Genomic DNA, 16,296 nt, shown 5'->3' with positions numbered 1-16,296 from the left:
GAGGTATTTTTTTAATATGTTTCTACAACTTCTTGTACACTGATATGAACACCGATTTCTCCAATATCTGAATCTAAAGGGATTGAAATAAATGGGTTAATCGAATGGTAATTGGATTCTCCTTCGTTAACAATCGGTGGGGTGACATCAATTACGCAACCTTCCTTGGACAATTCAGTTGCTGTTGTACCAGCTACCCAATTGCCAAACTCCTGTACAGCACTCCAACCCATCTCATCGATTTGATCAATTTGCATACCGCCCATCATAACACCGATAATTTTTTGAGCTGTTTGAGATGAAAATGTACAGATAATTTGTCCTTTTAATTGTCCTTTCACTCCCAAAATAACCGAAATATCTTCAGATACGAGATGCCCTTTGCCAGCTGTAGGAGCTAATGCATTTACGACTAAACCAAAATGACTTGTAAGAATAAGCTGAGTTGCCTGGCAAATGGCATTTACATGATTTGTATTCAATCGTATTCCTCCCCTTTGTCTTATTTCAACGAATTCCTTCTTTCCTTTACAAGGATTATCGTTACTAGTCCATGTTCTATCAAAATCGAAAACACTAAATTAGTTCTTTCGTTTCATTAATTCGGCCGGAATATCAAAACTTTTTTACTACTTAATACTACTATACCATGTTTTTTATAGAATAAAATAACTCTACGAAAAAAAATCAAGCCTTTTAGACTATATCGCCCTCTACAATGTTCACTTTTTTGTCAATATCTTCTTTATTTTTATTGGAATAGTAAACGTTTTCTATTTCATACACTTCAAAGAATATGATTTCAACAATAATAACCGATGATTTTTTCTTGATAAATAAAAGAGGGAGGTTTGTTCGTGTTAAAAAATCAAAAAAACTGTATTGCTATGTTATTAGCAGGGGGCGAAGGAAAAAGGTTAGGCGACTTAACAAAAAGAATGGCCAAACCAGCTGTACACTTTGGAGGCAAATATCGAATCATTGATTTCGCATTGAGCAATTGTAGCAATTCTGGGATTGATACGGTTGGCGTACTTACTCAATATGAACCTTTAGCATTAAATGCCCATTTAGGAATTGGCTCACCCTGGGATTTAGACCGACGTGATGGTGGACTGAGAAGCCTACCTCCATATATAGAGAAAAAAGGTGGTTCATGGTATCAAGGTACAGCAAATGCCATCTTGCAAAATATCCCTTTTATTGAGCAACATAACCCTGAACATGTTCTAATTCTTTCAGGAGATCATATTTATAAAATGGATTATAGCAAGCTCATTGATAACCATAAGAAAACAGGTGCAGATGCAACGATTTCTGTCATAGATGTTCCCTTAGAAGAAGCCAGCCGCTTTGGCATTATGGAGACAAATGCATCTAATGAAATTACCGGATTTAAAGAAAAACCTGAACAACCTACTAGTACACTCGCCTCAATGGGAGTGTATGTATTTAAATGGCCACTTTTAAAAAAATATTTACTGAATGATGCTAAACGTAAACAATCGAGTCATGATTTTGGTAAAGATATTATTCCCATGATGCTCGCGGACAATCAACGCTTACTTGCTTATCCATTTACAGGTTATTGGCGTGATGTCGGAACCATTGAAAGTTATTGGCAAGCGAATATGGATCTCGTTGGACACGATCCAAAATTTAATTTAAATGATCCAAACTGGAAGATCTATTCAGTGACTCATCATAAACCACCACATTATTTATCAAAGAAGGCTAAAGTTTCAAAATCAATCATTGATGAAGGATGCCGAATTGCTGGCACCGTCAAAAATTCAATTATTTTTAATGAAGTGAGCATTGAATCAGAAAGTGTAATTGACAAATCTGTCATTATGCCTAATGTATCGATCGGTCAAAACGTCCAATTATCTAAAGTGATTGTCACTGAAAATACAACGATTCCAGATAATATTCAACTTACTTCCCCTACAAATCAAGTACTTGTTTTAAATCAGGAATCATTGCATCAAATACTCGTCCAAAGACTAGTTAGCAATGGTTGAAAGGAAGATATAATGAAAAAAATGCTCGGTGTTATTCAATTAGACCATGAAAATGATTTATTAAAAGAGTTAACGTATTTCCGTTGTGTTGCAGCGACACCTTTCGCATCTCGTTATCGACTGATTGATTTTGTGCTATCCAATATGGTAACAGCACAAGTTCATGAAATTGCTTTATTTGCTAGGAAAAAATATCGTTCTTTAATGGACCATCTTGGCACAGGTCAACCTTGGGATTTAAACCGAAAAAACGGTGGCTTTTTTATTCTTCCACCAGATTGGAATGATCCAACAGATCGTTCTTTAGGTGACCTACAGCATTTTCATAATAATCGAGATTTTTTTATGAGAAGCCAGGCTGATTACGTGTTAATATCTGGGAGCACTCACTTATGTACGATTGATTATCAAGCTGTTTTTGAGCAACACCTTCAAACAAATGCAGATGTCACTGTTATTTATTATCCTAACTATAAAACAAATGGTCAAAACCAAAATAAATTAAAACTGCAATTCAATAAAAAAGGGGCTGTTCAAGCGTTAATTAATGATCAACAAAATCCTCATCTATTTATGAATATGTACATCATTTCTAAAAAGGTACTACTAGAATTGGTTGACTATTGTATCTCTAATCATAAATCTGATTTGTTATTAGATGGCGTGTTCGCTCACCTCGATCGTTTAGCCATCCATAGCTATGCTTACGATGGATATCATGCTGTTATAGATTCGGTTGAAAGCTATTACAAATATAGTATGGAGTTACTGCAAGATATTAATTATCAGAAGTTATTTTTACAGGCGAATCCGATCTTTTCTAAAATAAAAGATGAGCCACCTACTCAATATAAAAAAGGAGCCAAAGTCAGCCATTCCTTAATTGCCAATGGTTGTGTTGTTGAAGGCACGGTTAAAAATAGCATTCTCTTTTCTGGTGTCCATGTACAGAAGGGAGCAATCGTTGAAAATTCAATTATTATGCAGCGTTGCACGATTCAACAATCTAGTCAATTAAGTCATGTTATTTTAGATAAGAACATTCAAGTGACCCCTTACCAAAGGCGAAAAGGCACGATAGAAACCCCCTTTCTTATTGCTAAAAGCCAAGTAATTTAATCAATAACATTAAGAAATCCGCTAACTAACACGTTGGCGGATTCTCTTTGCAAAGGAATTTCCTTTCATTTATAGAATATGTTTATCAATGGCTGAATATAGGAGGATGTATATGAATATCGTTTTTGCGGCAAGCGAATGTTACCCTTTTTTTAAAACTGGTGGACTAGCAGATGTCATTGGCTCTCTCCCTTCCCAATTACAAGATGAACATACTCGTGTTTCAGTCATTTTACCGAAAGCAGCAATTCTTCAAGCAGAATTTGAAGAGCAATTAACCTTTGTGACCAGCTTTCCTGTTTATGTGAAATGGAGAAAACAATATTGCGGCGTTTTTACCTTACAACAGCAATCAATCACCTATTATTTTATTGACAATGAATATTATTTTAAAAGAGAACGACTCTATGGCTATCCTGATGATGGAGAACGTTTTGTTTTTTTCACCCATGCCATTCTTGCTCTTTTAGAAGAACTTCATTTAGAAGTCGATCTTCTCCACTGTCACGATTGGCAAACCGCCTTATTGCCTGCTTACTTGAAAGCAAAACAATCTGATATTCAAACCGTATTTACGATTCATAATCTTCATTATCAAGGAGTTTTTCCAAAAAACATTTTTTATGAGCTTCTCCACTTTTCAGACGAACATTTACCAGGTTTACTTCATGAGGATTGTATCAACTTCGTAAAAGCTGCGATTTTCCATGCGGATTTTATTACAACCGTAAGCCCGAGTTATGCAGAAGAAATTACAACAGAGCTTGGGGGCGAAGGGTTGCATCAGATCCTTTCTCAAAATAAAAATAAATTGTGCGGGATTTTGAACGGTGTCGATACAAATAGTTATGATCCACTACTAGATCCGAATATTTCTGTTCCTTTTTATCAAGATCCAGACCGAAAAAGTGAAAATAAGCTAACCCTCCAAGATGAGTTGCATTTACCTTCATCCAAAGACATCCCTGTTTTTACTGTCATATCAAGACTTGTTCAAAGTAAAGGACCCGATTTGCTGTTAGATGTAGCAGATGAACTGCTTCAAAATGAAAATGTTCAGCTCATTATTGTTGGGACAGGTGAAGAGCGACTCGAACAAAATTTCTTACAATTACAAAGTCGTTATCCGAGTAAAGTGCGAACAGTTCTTGGCTTTTCTGAAAGCTTTGCTCGCAAAGTTTATGCTAGTGCCGACTTTTTGTTAATGCCATCCTTATTTGAGCCATGCGGATTAAGCCAAATGGTCGCTCTTCAATATGAGACAGTTCCCATCGTTCGTGAAACAGGTGGGTTAAAAGACACGATCAGCGCATTTAATGAATATGAAGGAGCAGGAAATGGACTAAGTTTCACGAATTATAATGCTAGTGACTTTTTATATACCATTCGTCGTGGCCTTTATCTATATAAAAATAAAGAGCTGTGGAGCCAGCTACTATCGAATATATATAAATCGACCTTTAACTGGGAGCAGTCGGCGTTGATGTATAAAAAGTTATATTTATCCCTTAGAGATAGGAGAGGAGTGTCTACAAATGAACATCACCCAAACAGAGTTTGTTCAAAGCTTCATAGATAAGCTAACAACCACATTCGGAAAAACCGTTGATGAGGCTACAAATAAAGAAGCCTATCAAACGGTAAGCTTACTTCTAAAAGACATCATCCTACGAAAATGGCAAAAGACTCAAAATCAACAAGTTGAACAAGATGAGAAACAAATGTACTATTTTTCAATGGAGTTTCTCTTAGGAAGATTAATCGAAAGCAACTTATTAAATGCTGGTTTATTATCAACTTGTGAAGAAGGTTTAAAAGAGCTTGGCTTTAATTCAGACAAGGTTTTTATTGAGGAACATGATGCAGGTCTAGGAAATGGTGGACTCGGACGACTAGCGGCTTGTTTCCTTGATTCACTTGCCTCATTAAACCTACCAGGTCATGGTGTCGGAATTCGTTATAAATATGGCCTTTTCCAACAAAAGATGGTCAACGGATACCAAGTCGAGCTACCCGATTATTGGCTCAAAGATGACTATATGTGGGAAACTAAGCGTTCTGATAAATCAGTGGAAGTTCACTTCGGTGGAGAGGTTTTATTAGTGTCAAAAGATAACCACCTCCATGTTGAACATAAGAACTTTGAGAGGGTATTAGCAATTCCTTATGATGTTCCTATTGTCGGTTATGAAAACGAAACAGTGAACTCCCTCCGCTTATGGAGTGCTGAATCGATGCCTAACTCCTTTCATTTCCACTCCTCAGAAGGGCATGATTATTATCACTATTTAGATTACAAAAGATCAGTTGAACAAATCTCAGAATTTCTCTATCCCGATGATTCGTATTATGAAGGGCGTCTCCTGCGGTTAAAACAACAATACTTCCTTGTATCCGCTGGCCTTCAAAGCATTTTAAGTCGTTTCAAAAGAAAACATGATGACTTTTTCCTCCTCCCACAAAAAGTAGCCATTCAAATTAATGATACACACCCAAGTCTAGTCATCCCTGAATTAATGCGACTCTTAATGGACGAAGAGCAATTAGGCTGGGACGATGCTTGGAAAATTACAACCTCAACTGTTGCCTATACAAATCATACAACTTTAGTCGAAGCACTAGAAAAATGGCCAATTGATATGGTCCAATCATTACTCCCGAGAATCTATATGATCATTAATGAAATCAATGAGCGTTTTTGTCAGTCTATTTATTACGACCACCCTGAACTTCGAGATAAAATTGCGGAAATGGCGATTATTTCTTACGGTCAAATTCATATGGCTCATTTAGCGATCGCTGGAAGTTTTTCTGTCAATGGCGTCGCGAAATTGCATACTGATATCTTAAAAAATCGAGAAATGAAAAACTTTCACACCATTTTTCCGGAACGCTTTAATAATAAGACCAACGGCATTACACATAGACGTTGGCTAATGAATGTAAATCGCAATTTAGCGCAGCTTTTATCTAATTCAATCGGAAAGAACTGGATTAAAGAACCACGAGAACTGATACAACTCATTAAATATACAGATGACGCTAGTTTTCAAGAGGAAATTGCGAAAGTGAAGCTTAAGAACAAAGAACGTTTAGCTGAATTCATCCAATCTGAATACGATATTAAAATTGATACCCAATCCATTTTTGATGTTCATATTAAACGACTTCATGGTTATAAAAGACAGCTCCTAAACTTATTTCATATTCTTCACCTTTATCAACTATGCCGTGATAATCCGAATATCCAAATGACACCACGTACCTTTATTTTTGGGGCTAAAGCGGCACCAGGTTACCACTTTGCGAAGCAGGTGATTAAATTAATCACCTCAACTTCTGACAAAATCAATAATGACCCCGTTGTAAAAGATAAATTAAAGGTGATTTTTTTAGAAAATTACAATGTTTCGCTCGCAGAAAAAATTATTCCTGCCGCTGACATTAGCGAGCAAATATCGACCGCAAGTAAGGAAGCTTCTGGTACAGGTAATATGAAGCTCATGATGAATGGTGCCTTAACAATTGGCACACTTGATGGTGCGAATGTTGAAATTCGTGATATGGTAGGTCCCAATAATATTTTCACCTTTGGATTAACATCGGAACAAGTATTTGAATATCAACAAAACGGAAATTACCGGGCACGTGATATTTATAATAGTGATCAACGTCTTCGGGTCGTCATGGATAAACTCGTCAATCAATTTTTCACTTATGATGATGTTGAATTCAAAAACATTTATTATTCTTTGCTTTATAATAATGATGAATATTTTGTTCTAAAAGACTTCGATAGTTATGTCGAAGCTCAACAACATGTCGAACAAACATACCGTAACCAAAAAAGCTGGCTCAAAAAGAGCATAACGAATATCGCTCATTCAGGAAAATTTTCTAGTGACCGCACCATTTCCGAATATGCCAACGAGATTTGGGATATTCATCCACTCTAATTTTTAACAGCTTCCGGCTTTCCCAAGGTTATTAAAGTGACCTATAAGGGAGAGCCGTTTTTTATGTGTGCTATCATGTTGGTTTTGTCTTCACTTGGCTTTGGCCCTGACTTTTGTCTTATAAGTCTATGTATCACCTTCGTTCAAAAGCCGATCAAAAAAGCCGAAGAACATCACTTTTCACCGACTTTTCCTCCTTACATTCACATTCATTATTTACCCTTTTTTAAAGATTCTCTCACCTTTACAGCAAGGTCTGGGTTATCTGTAAAAAGTCCTGCAACTCCCCAGCTCATAAACTTCTTTAAATCTTCTTCACGATTGACAGTGAAAGGCCTGATTAAAAATTCAGAGCGGATAAGCTTTTTTGCTTCTTCTTCAAGCAAAGTGGGACTATAAAAATGGTATCCTTCAACACCAACCGTTGTTGCATAATGCTCTGGTCCAAAAATAGCAGCCATCGCAATCACTGCCGATTCTATTTCAGGAGCCCTGTTTTTTAACATTTTCATCCCACGGTGATCAAAAGATGAAAAAATAACTCGCTCCTCTAAAGAATAAGATCTTACTAAATTAAGTACTTTTTCAATCAACTGTTCACGGTCTTCCACTAAGCCCTTTAATTCTATATTTATTTTTAGAGATAAAGGCTTTACCCACTGAAAGAATTCTTCTAATGTAGGTACTCGCTCTTTTTCAAATTCATCGGAAAACCAAGCTCCTGCAGATAATGTTTGAATTTCATAAGAGGATGTTTGGCGTACAAATCCTTTCCCATTTGTTGTCCGATCCAATTTTAAATCATGCATAATTACTAGCACACCATCTTTTGTTAACTGAACATCTAACTCTATTCCATCTATATCTAATTCAGCCGCTGCTTTAAAAGCACTCATCGTATTCTCTGGATATTTACTTGAAAACCCACGGTGTGCAAATATTTCATTATAAATCATTTATCCACTGCTCCTTCTAAATCATCTTCTTTTAGCGTGAAAAGCTCCTACTTCTTTCTCATCCCAACATAAAACAAAGTGATCGTCATGCTCTACCGGCCCTACTCCTTCAGGTGTACCGGTATAAATGATATCGCCTTTTCCAAGTCCAAAAGTATCAGCACATTCATCAATAATAGCTTGGAAATCAAACAGCATATCATTAATGGTCCCCTCCTGAACTATATTCCCATTTTTCAATAATGAAAAACTTCTTTTTTGACAATCGTCCACACCTTTAAACGACCAAAAATCAGTTATGATCGCTGAGTTTGGAAAACCCTTTGCTCTTAGCCAAGGATGTCCTTTTTTCTTTAGCTTTGTTTGTAAATGACGTAGAGTTAAGTCAACCCCCAAAGCCATTTTATCAACAACATCCTCGACTTTATCCCCTTTTTTTACCTCTTTATTAATATGTAAAACAACCTCTAATTCATGGTGAATTTCCTCACCATCATATGGATACAAATAGCTTTCACCGTTTGCTAAAGCAAGAGCATGTGTTGGTTTAGAAAAAAGCAGCGGCTCTGTTGGTACTTCATTTCCAAGCTCCTTAGCGTGATTAACATAATTTCGACCGATACAATAAATATTTTGAATTGAATTCATATTCATCCCTCCCCTTTTTTACTTTACCAAACATTACTCTTTTCTGATATAATCTCTACTTATAATTTGATTTTATTGCACAAATGGCTATTTATACGTTTTGTGTATGAAAAACATTCAGTTCAGCGATTCGATTCATTGCTTCAATCAAAGTGTCTTCATCTGTTAACAAGCCAATTCGAATATATCCCTCTCCTGCTTCCCCAAAACCAATCCCTGGAGCGACGACGACATGAGCTTTCTCTAACAGAAGATCAGCAAATTCCTCAGAAGTAAATCCTTCAGGAACTTTAAACCAAGCAAAAAACGAACCTTTTGGTGCCTTCACGTGCCAGCCCATTTCCTTCGCCTTCGTTACTAGAACATCTCGACGACTCTCATACATCGTCACTAGTTCTTCGACCGAAGATTGATCGGAAAGCAATGCATGGGCTGCTGCCTGTTGAATCCCTCCAAATAAGCTACAATAATAATGATCTTGTAACAACTCAATCGCTTCTATCACACTTGGGTTTCCAATCGCAAAACCGACTCTCCACCCTGCCATATTATATGTTTTCGACAAGGTCATCATTTCAATTCCAACCTCTTTAGCACCAGGTATTTGCAAAAAGCTTAGTGGCTTTTGACCATCATAGCCGATTGCCCCATAAGCAAAATCATGGACAACACAAATGTCGTGCTCATCAGCAAGCTCTATCACTTGTTGAAACAACTCTTCTGTTGCGGTTGCTCCAGTAGGGTTATTAGGATAGTTTAAGAACATCAATTTTGCTTCTTCCCAATCTTTTTCACTTAACTCTTGAAAATCAGGGTGAAAATCAAGCTCTTCTTTTAATTTAATGGACTTCATTTTAGCCCCGGCTAAAGCTATACCTGACCAATAATCCGGATAACCAGGATCCGGAACAAGTACCGTATCGCCCTCGTTTAAAAAGCATTGACTTATTTCAACAAGACCTGTTTTTGTTCCATTTAGAATAGCCACTTCTGTAGAAGGATCTATCTCGATTCCATACTCTCTCATATAATAATTGGCAACGGCTTCCTTTAAAAAGGCGAACCCATCAAATGGTGAATATTTATGATAGAGTGGATTTTCTGCAGCCACCTTTAACTCCTCAATAATATGTTGTGGTGTCGGCTGATCGGGGTTCCCTTGACCGAGGTTAATCACATCATCATGATGCTTTTTAACCTCTGCCACTTTTTTCACAAGTTTTGCAAAAAACTGATTCGGTAGCCGCTCAAGTGCTTCTGATTTTTTAAATGTTCTCATAACTTAAATTCAACCTTTCTCTTTTGAACTACTCCCACTTATCATTGGGCTTCTCCCTTCACACGATTGAAGTGGGAGTCTTCTGTCGGGAAATGAAAAAATTCTATATCTCTTTGCCAAAAAAGACCCCCTGTTTCAAACATGAGGTCTTTAGTCAGTATGTAGAACCGAATCAATCATCACATGTGTTAGACATCTCTCAACAATGGGACGTCCTTTTACCACCGTATGACGTGGCCAACATGACCTTTATTTTAAATACTTGGAAAAATCTTAACGAGGTTTCTCTTGTTTGTCAAGATATGTTTAACCTTTTAAAAAACCTTGTTTCTTTAAATATCCCTCAACTTGAGGTCGATTCACTTTCGCAAAATGTTTAGCCATTTGTTTTGACCATGGATCTGTTTTTTGTCCATTGGTCCGTTCGCGATAATACTGCTCTGTAATCGTATCATAGCTACGTAAACCCTCTTCAACTTTTTCTAAATCATACTTGTCATAAAAAACAATCGCTTCTTTTGGCAGTCTAGGCTTTTGCTCTGGCAACTGATCAGGATAACCAATACACAATCCCATTACTGGAAATGTATACTCTGGTAGTTCAAGCAATTTGGCTACTTCCTCTAATTGATTACGGATGCCACCAATCATTACCCCTCCAAGACCATAAGCACGACTGGCTAATAAAAGGTTTTCGGCAACAAGAGCAGCATCAACACTTCCAACCATCACTTGCTCAATTTCCCCAACCTCAAACGGCTCGTTATGTAACTCGCTCACCCTTTTTAAACGATAATAATCAGCAATAATCACAAAAAAGACAGGGCATTCTGCGACATATTTTTGGTTACCAGATAGCTGAGCTAACTTTTCTTTTTTTGCTTGATCGCGAATAACTAAAAGACTATAAGCCTGAACATTATGCGAGGTCGGTGCCCTTCTGGCCGATTCGATTACATTTTCCAACACGTCATCTGAAACCTTTTCATTCGTAAATTTCCGAATAGAACGGTGGCTTTGGATCAAATTATTAAATTCATTATAAGACATCATTTTAACTCCTTTATAGTTCAACTAAGCTTCATTTTACCGAAAATTCTAACTTAAAACAAAAATTCTGCCTTGCTCCCCCCACTTTACTCTTATCATCATAAATCTAAAGAAAAATGGTTGTGCTTCAATTGATAATCCAGTACGATATGTGAGTATGCTAAATTTGAATAATTTGTAAAAATCACATTTATGGAGGGTATATGAAAACATCAACACTATCACCGCTTGAAGGCGGTCGAATCATGCAACTGGATATGATGAGAGGTTTAGCGATTTTCGGTATTTTATTAGTTAATATTATGAATTTCCAGTACGGTTTATTGCTCCAGCCTGACATTCATCAATTTTATCCACTTGGTGCGATTGACCGTGTTACAGAAGGATTTTTATATTTATTTGTCAAAACAAGCTTTTATACGCTATTTTCGTTTCTCTTCGGTTATGGGATGGTGCTTTTGCAAGAAAGAACCGAGCTTAAGGGAACTAACTTTACGGGAATGTATTGGCGCCGAGCCTTTCTTCTGCTCGTGTTAGGGATTTTACACCGCACTTATATTTGGGAAGGCGATATTTTATTCACCTATGCTTTAACATCCTTTGTTTTCTTTTTCTTTCTATACTTTAAAGGAAAAGGACTTCTTATTTCTGCCCTCATTTTCTTAGGGATTATGGGACTGAGCGTACTTGGAGCAAATATTGATGATACAGCTGCTTCTGAATATCAAGATGGCATTATTTACGATTATTCCGTTGCTGAGAAAGAAGTATTAGAAAATGGCAGTTATTTAGATGTACTCCAGTTTCGATTCGCGGCTGATATAACAGGATTGGGCCTAATCGGTGATATCATTCTTGAAATTACTACTGTCTTAACCGTAATCGGGATGTTCTTGCTTGGGGCATATGTTGCTAGAAAAAAATGGCTATTACAAATCCAAGAGAAAAAATCATTTTTCAAAAAAATATGGTTTGTTACACTCATCATAGGTTTTGGAGCGAAACTCCCTTATGTCCTGTCCTCTTCGTATTTTTCTGAAGCATTAATGACATACATCGGCGGACCTTTTACAGCTATTTTTTATGCGACTTCAATTGCATTAATTGCCTCCACCGAAAAAGGGAAAAAGCTATTAACCCCTCTAACATATGTAGGCAGACTTTCTCTTACAAATTACTTATTACAATCGATCATTTTTACTACTTTGTTTTATGGATATGGGGTAGGATTATTTGGACAACTCGGCTTTTTTGTCGGAACCTTAATCGCCATCGCATTTTTTATCATTCAAATAGTCATTAGTAAGCTATGGTTAACATATTTTGTAATTGGACCTGTTGAATGGTTTTGGCGTGCAGGCACCTATTTTATCATTCCAAAACTTAAAAAAAGACCATAAAAAATGCCCTCAGCTCATCACTAGAGCTTGAGGGTATTTTTTATACACCAGCTGAAACTTTATGAAGATTCCGATATTTTTTCGGAGTAATTCCTTCTTTTCTTCTAAAAGTGGCAACAAAATGACTCACATCTTTAAAACCCACTTTTTTCGTTATTTCTTTTAAGGAATAACCCTCCTCACTGATGAGCAATCGTTTTGACTCACGAATCCTTAATTGAATCAAATATGAATAAGGGCTCATTCCAAATGATTCTCTAAAAAGCAAATTTAAATATTGTGAACTCATCTTTGCATATCTAGCCATATCAGGCAATCGAATATCCTCACCAAGTTTTTGCTCAAGCCAGGATACGACCGGTTTAATTTTTTCGTATGATTGTGATAAGGAAGGATGATTATTCATTTGGCCAAACTTCTTAATCATAATTAAAAAGTGATACAAATCTTTTGAATAGTCAAGTTGTAAAAAAGTTTCCTCCTCTTCTACTGCCTCAATCATTTGAAAAATAATTTCTTGGAATGACCCTTCATCCGTTTCCATATAAGCCGCCGTTCGATTAATTTGCAAGGCATTTAAAATGGAGTCTGCAGCACTTCCACCAAAGGTCATACAAATCGTTGACCAATTATTGCTTTTAGGATAATACTTGTGCGGTGTATGCGGAAAAAGTAAAACCCCTTTTCCTTTTGTTAAGTTCATTTCTTCATTATTAAAGCTGATTTTCCCTTCCCCTTCAACGGTTTGAATCCAATGATAATATGGATATCCGTTTGGTCGATTCATCTCACATTCATTCGGGTTATATCCTATACTTTCAATGAACAAAGGTAGAAATGATTCCGATGTTGAAAAAGAATATCGCCTTTTCGCTTCCATCATAGTATGCAGCCTCCCTAAATAACAGTCCTCTCTCTATCTAGTTTTAAATTCATTAATAGTATATTGACCATTTTATCTAACATATTGTAATTCGATTGTTCATAACCTATATGACTAATGAACTAGAATACAATAAAACCCTTTTATATTTCTATTATAAAGCGCTTTCATTTACATTTATATATAATAAAATTCTAATTTATATAATTATTTGAATACCGACAACAAAAATTACTCATATTATCACAGTACAACTAAAAAGTAAAAAGCGGTTTTACATAAATAACTTACCACTTACTATTTTGACATAACCATTTTCTATCTTTCAAATACACTCATTACATTTGAGCCTTTTATAAAAAAAGATATTCCTCAAGGCTGTTACACCTTTCAGAATATCTTAGCACCTACTATTCATAATATAATTCAAACGTTTCTCCATCTGTATAAATCGTGATCGTTCCATGTTCAGCTGTTCCATATAAATCAATCCCTAAATCTTCAAATAGGTCAACAACCTCCCAATGTGGGTGACCGTAAGAATTATTCGCTTCTGCTGAATAAATCGCCACCTCTGGAGATACAGCCTCGACAAAGCGACGGGAATTAGAAGTAGACGAACCATGATGTCCTACTTTATAAATATCCGCCTTTAAGTTTAAGCCGCTTTCAAGCATCCGCTCTTCACTTCTTTGTTCAGCGTCACCAGTTAACAAAAAAGTGACATCTCCATATGTAATCCTAGTACTTATAGAATCATTATTTAAATGCCCCGTTAACTCATCTGGATGAAGAATCTCAATTAAAAAGTCTCCTTGTTCATAAACTTCTCCAGCCCTTGGCTCAACAACCAGTGTTTCCGTCTCAATTAAAGCATCTAACAATCGTTCAAATGTTCTAGTTGCTGCTTCATTCCCATCAATCCAAACTTCATCTGGCGAAAATTGATAAATCACCTGATCCGCATTACCAATATGGTCTGCATGTGGATGCGTTAAAATCAATAAGTCAATTTTTTCAATTCCTAAATGATCTAATTGATGAAAAAGTACATCTGAATCATGTCTACCCGTATCAACCAAAATAGTCGTCTTTTCACTTTGTATTAAAGTGCTATCTCCTTGTCCTACGTCCAAAAAGGAGACGATCGCTTCCCCTTCGACTATAGGTGCACTTGGAGTTTCCTCGATAAATAACCAAGCCTCGATCTCCTCCAAAGAACAGGCTGACAAAAGCAGAACAATAGTCATCGTCATTAAAAACTTTCTTAACAAACATAACATCCTCTCTCATAGCTGTACGTTTAACCCGACAAATAAGTATGCTGAATTTTTATATTTGTGTCAAGATACAAAAGTTAAGACGAAACGCATTTGTCTCGTTATTCGGTTAAGAAGCATTCTCCAAAACGAAACTTACATGAACACTCATATCAAAAATCGGCCATTTTTCTATTTAATCTGTTCTAGTTTATAGTCAACTCGTTTCAAAATAAGCTCTGCCGCTAAAATATTATTTAACCGAAACATTCTCTTTTGCTTACGATAAAAACAATAACCAATTAAATGCGTATCATTCATCTTATGGACAGCAATAGTTCTTTGGCTAAACTGCTGATTTTGATTTATATAAATGATGCTTACTAACAGTGATTCATTGATTGCTCTTCTGAACATTCGCTGCATCTGATCACCTCAGTCTGTCTTTTCTTAATATATTATATGCGAACAAACGTTCTTTATTCAACCTTTTTTACTTTTTCTCGATATCCTTAAAAATTTATACTACAAATCGAATAGAGACAAAGTCGGTATTTAAGCCTTTTACGCCAATAATGCAGCTAATAATTACTGAAAATTTACCATTTCCAATATTCATAATTTTCTGTACAATCATTATAACGATAGATTGTTATAACCTATCGAACTAATTTATGTAGGAGGTATTTATGTTAAAAGTTTTGAAAAGAAAAAGTTCAAAGGTTGCCGGTATGGCAATCGCAGCTGTTGCTTTATTTTCATTTGCTGGTGCTGATGCGGCTTCTGCACATGGTTACATTGAGGAACCAAAAGCGCGCGGATTGTTATGTCAAGAAGGAGCTAACCAAGATTGTGGTGGGGTTGTATGGGAACCACAAAGTTTAGAAGGGCCTAAAGGCTTTCCAGGTCTAAGCGTTGCTGATGGAGAAATTGCTTCTGCTGGTGGTGTATTTCCACAATTGGACCAACAATCATCTAATCGTTGGGCAAAGGTTGATATGAACTCTGGTCTAAATACGATTAACTGGCATTTAACAGCTAGACACTCAACATCAAAATGGCATTACTATATTACTAAACCAGATTGGAATCCAAACCTTCCATTAACACGTGACCAATTTGAACTTGTACCATTTTATGAAATATATGATGGCGGTGCACGTCCTGAGCAAAAAGTAAGTCATGAAGTAACAGTTCCCCAGCGTACAGGCTACCATGTTATTTTAGGTCTATGGGATGTAGCTGATACTGAAAACGCTTTCTACAATGTAATTGACGTGAACTTTGGTGGAGGAACAAACCCAGATCCTGATCCAGGTGAGCCAGATCCCGATCCGGACCCAGGACAACCAGATCCAGAAGAACCTGAATTACCAGATTTACCAACTTGGGATCCAGGAACAGCATATACAGGTGGCAGTCAAGTCATTTATAACGGAAAGGTCTATCAAGCAAGATGGTGGACACTAGGTGAAAAACCTGAAACAGCCTCTTATGTTTGGGAACAACTTTAACCATACTTAATTTTAAAAACAGCCCCCTTAATCATAGTTAGAGACGGTCTAATCAACCGTCTCTCTTTTTATCATTTCCCGACAGAAGACTCCCCCTTCAATCGTGTGAAGGGAGAAGCCCAACGATAAGGGGGAGATGAATGTCGGTTGGTGGTAGCCAAAGAGATTCTTGTTAGGATATAATGAGAACATACATTCCTATCGGAGG

14 protein-coding genes are annotated in these 16,296 nt (G+C 36.5%); 6 read left to right on the top strand and 8 right to left on the bottom strand.

The genetic code is table 11. The features are described 5' to 3' along the window. Positions 1–11 precede the first annotated feature (11 nt). Entirely contained in the window at positions 12–482 is a 471-nt protein-coding gene (locus BALCAV_RS17860; protein ID WP_003322877.1) for a chemotaxis protein CheX, read from the bottom strand. A gap of 375 nt (positions 483–857) precedes the next feature. Between BALCAV_RS17860 and BALCAV_RS17855 the strand changes: the two genes are divergently transcribed. The 4 genes from BALCAV_RS17855 (at position 858) to BALCAV_RS17840 (ending at position 7,099) form a co-directional block, all read left to right on the top strand. Further along, positions 858–2,024 carry a glucose-1-phosphate adenylyltransferase gene (locus BALCAV_RS17855; protein WP_003322876.1) on the top strand — a complete coding sequence of 389 codons (1,167 nt, stop codon included), beginning with the start codon at positions 858–860 and terminating at the stop codon, positions 2,022–2,024. Positions 2,025–2,036: 12 nt separating this feature from the next. After that, positions 2,037–3,143, top strand: a complete 1,107-nt coding sequence (gene glgD, locus BALCAV_RS17850; protein WP_003322875.1) for a glucose-1-phosphate adenylyltransferase subunit GlgD — start codon at positions 2,037–2,039, stop codon at positions 3,141–3,143. 112 nt (positions 3,144–3,255) lie between these two features. After that, complete coding sequence (locus BALCAV_RS17845; protein WP_003322873.1) at positions 3,256–4,722, top strand: glycogen synthase; 1,467 nt, start codon at positions 3,256–3,258, stop codon at positions 4,720–4,722. Continuing rightward, positions 4,679–7,099, top strand: coding sequence for a glycogen/starch/alpha-glucan phosphorylase (locus BALCAV_RS17840; protein WP_003322872.1), 2,421 nt, complete (start codon positions 4,679–4,681; stop codon positions 7,097–7,099). The genes BALCAV_RS17845 and BALCAV_RS17840 overlap by 44 nt, the downstream gene beginning before the upstream one ends. Positions 7,100–7,311: 212 nt before the next feature. Here the strand turns inward: BALCAV_RS17840 and BALCAV_RS17835 are convergent, their stop codons facing one another. From BALCAV_RS17835 to nfsA, 4 genes are all read right to left on the bottom strand, one after another. Further along, a complete protein-coding gene (locus BALCAV_RS17835; RefSeq protein WP_003322871.1) occupies positions 7,312–8,055 on the bottom strand; it encodes a glycerophosphodiester phosphodiesterase in 744 nt (247 codons plus the stop codon). 21 nt (positions 8,056–8,076) lie between these two features. Further along, positions 8,077–8,703 (bottom strand): fumarylacetoacetate hydrolase family protein, encoded by a 627-nt coding sequence (locus BALCAV_RS17830; protein ID WP_003322870.1) that lies wholly within the window; start codon positions 8,701–8,703, stop codon positions 8,077–8,079. 91 nt (positions 8,704–8,794) lie between these two features. Then, positions 8,795–9,982, bottom strand: a complete 1,188-nt coding sequence (locus BALCAV_RS17825) for a pyridoxal phosphate-dependent aminotransferase (protein ID WP_003322869.1) — start codon at positions 9,980–9,982, stop codon at positions 8,795–8,797. Positions 9,983–10,288: 306 nt separating this feature from the next. Continuing rightward, positions 10,289–11,032 carry an oxygen-insensitive NADPH nitroreductase gene (gene nfsA / locus BALCAV_RS17820; protein WP_003324637.1) on the bottom strand — a complete coding sequence of 248 codons (744 nt, stop codon included), beginning with the start codon at positions 11,030–11,032 and terminating at the stop codon, positions 10,289–10,291. A 203-nt stretch (positions 11,033–11,235) separates the two neighbouring features. Between nfsA and BALCAV_RS17815 the strand changes: the two genes are divergently transcribed. Next, positions 11,236–12,432, top strand: coding sequence for a DUF418 domain-containing protein (locus tag BALCAV_RS17815; RefSeq protein ID WP_003324635.1), 1,197 nt, complete (start codon positions 11,236–11,238; stop codon positions 12,430–12,432). 40 nt (positions 12,433–12,472) lie between these two features. Here the strand turns inward: BALCAV_RS17815 and BALCAV_RS17810 are convergent, their stop codons facing one another. From BALCAV_RS17810 to BALCAV_RS17800, 3 genes are all read right to left on the bottom strand, one after another. Next, positions 12,473–13,315, bottom strand: a complete 843-nt coding sequence (locus BALCAV_RS17810; RefSeq protein ID WP_003324634.1) for an AraC family transcriptional regulator — start codon at positions 13,313–13,315, stop codon at positions 12,473–12,475. 410 nt (positions 13,316–13,725) lie between these two features. After that, the gene (locus BALCAV_RS17805; protein WP_040324196.1) at positions 13,726–14,598 is read right to left on the bottom strand and encodes a ComEC/Rec2 family competence protein; all 873 of its coding nucleotides are present in this window, start codon (positions 14,596–14,598) and stop codon (positions 13,726–13,728) included. 168 nt (positions 14,599–14,766) lie between these two features. Then, entirely contained in the window at positions 14,767–15,000 is a 234-nt protein-coding gene (locus BALCAV_RS17800) for a WYL domain-containing protein (RefSeq protein ID WP_040324195.1), read from the bottom strand. Positions 15,001–15,263: 263 nt separating this feature from the next. On the opposite strand from BALCAV_RS17800, the gene BALCAV_RS17795 reads away from it, so the two are divergent. Beyond that, the gene (locus tag BALCAV_RS17795) at positions 15,264–16,088 is read left to right on the top strand and encodes a lytic polysaccharide monooxygenase (RefSeq protein WP_003321618.1); all 825 of its coding nucleotides are present in this window, start codon (positions 15,264–15,266) and stop codon (positions 16,086–16,088) included. Positions 16,089–16,296 lie beyond the last annotated feature (208 nt).

This window comes from Alkalihalobacillus alcalophilus ATCC 27647 = CGMCC 1.3604, assembly GCF_000292245.2.
In the GTDB taxonomy this organism is placed as follows: domain Bacteria; phylum Bacillota; class Bacilli; order Bacillales; family Bacillaceae_D; genus Alkalihalobacillus; species Alkalihalobacillus alcalophilus.
The sequence above is the reverse complement of the archived record's forward strand: the minus strand, read 5'-3'. Positions and strand labels throughout refer to the sequence as shown.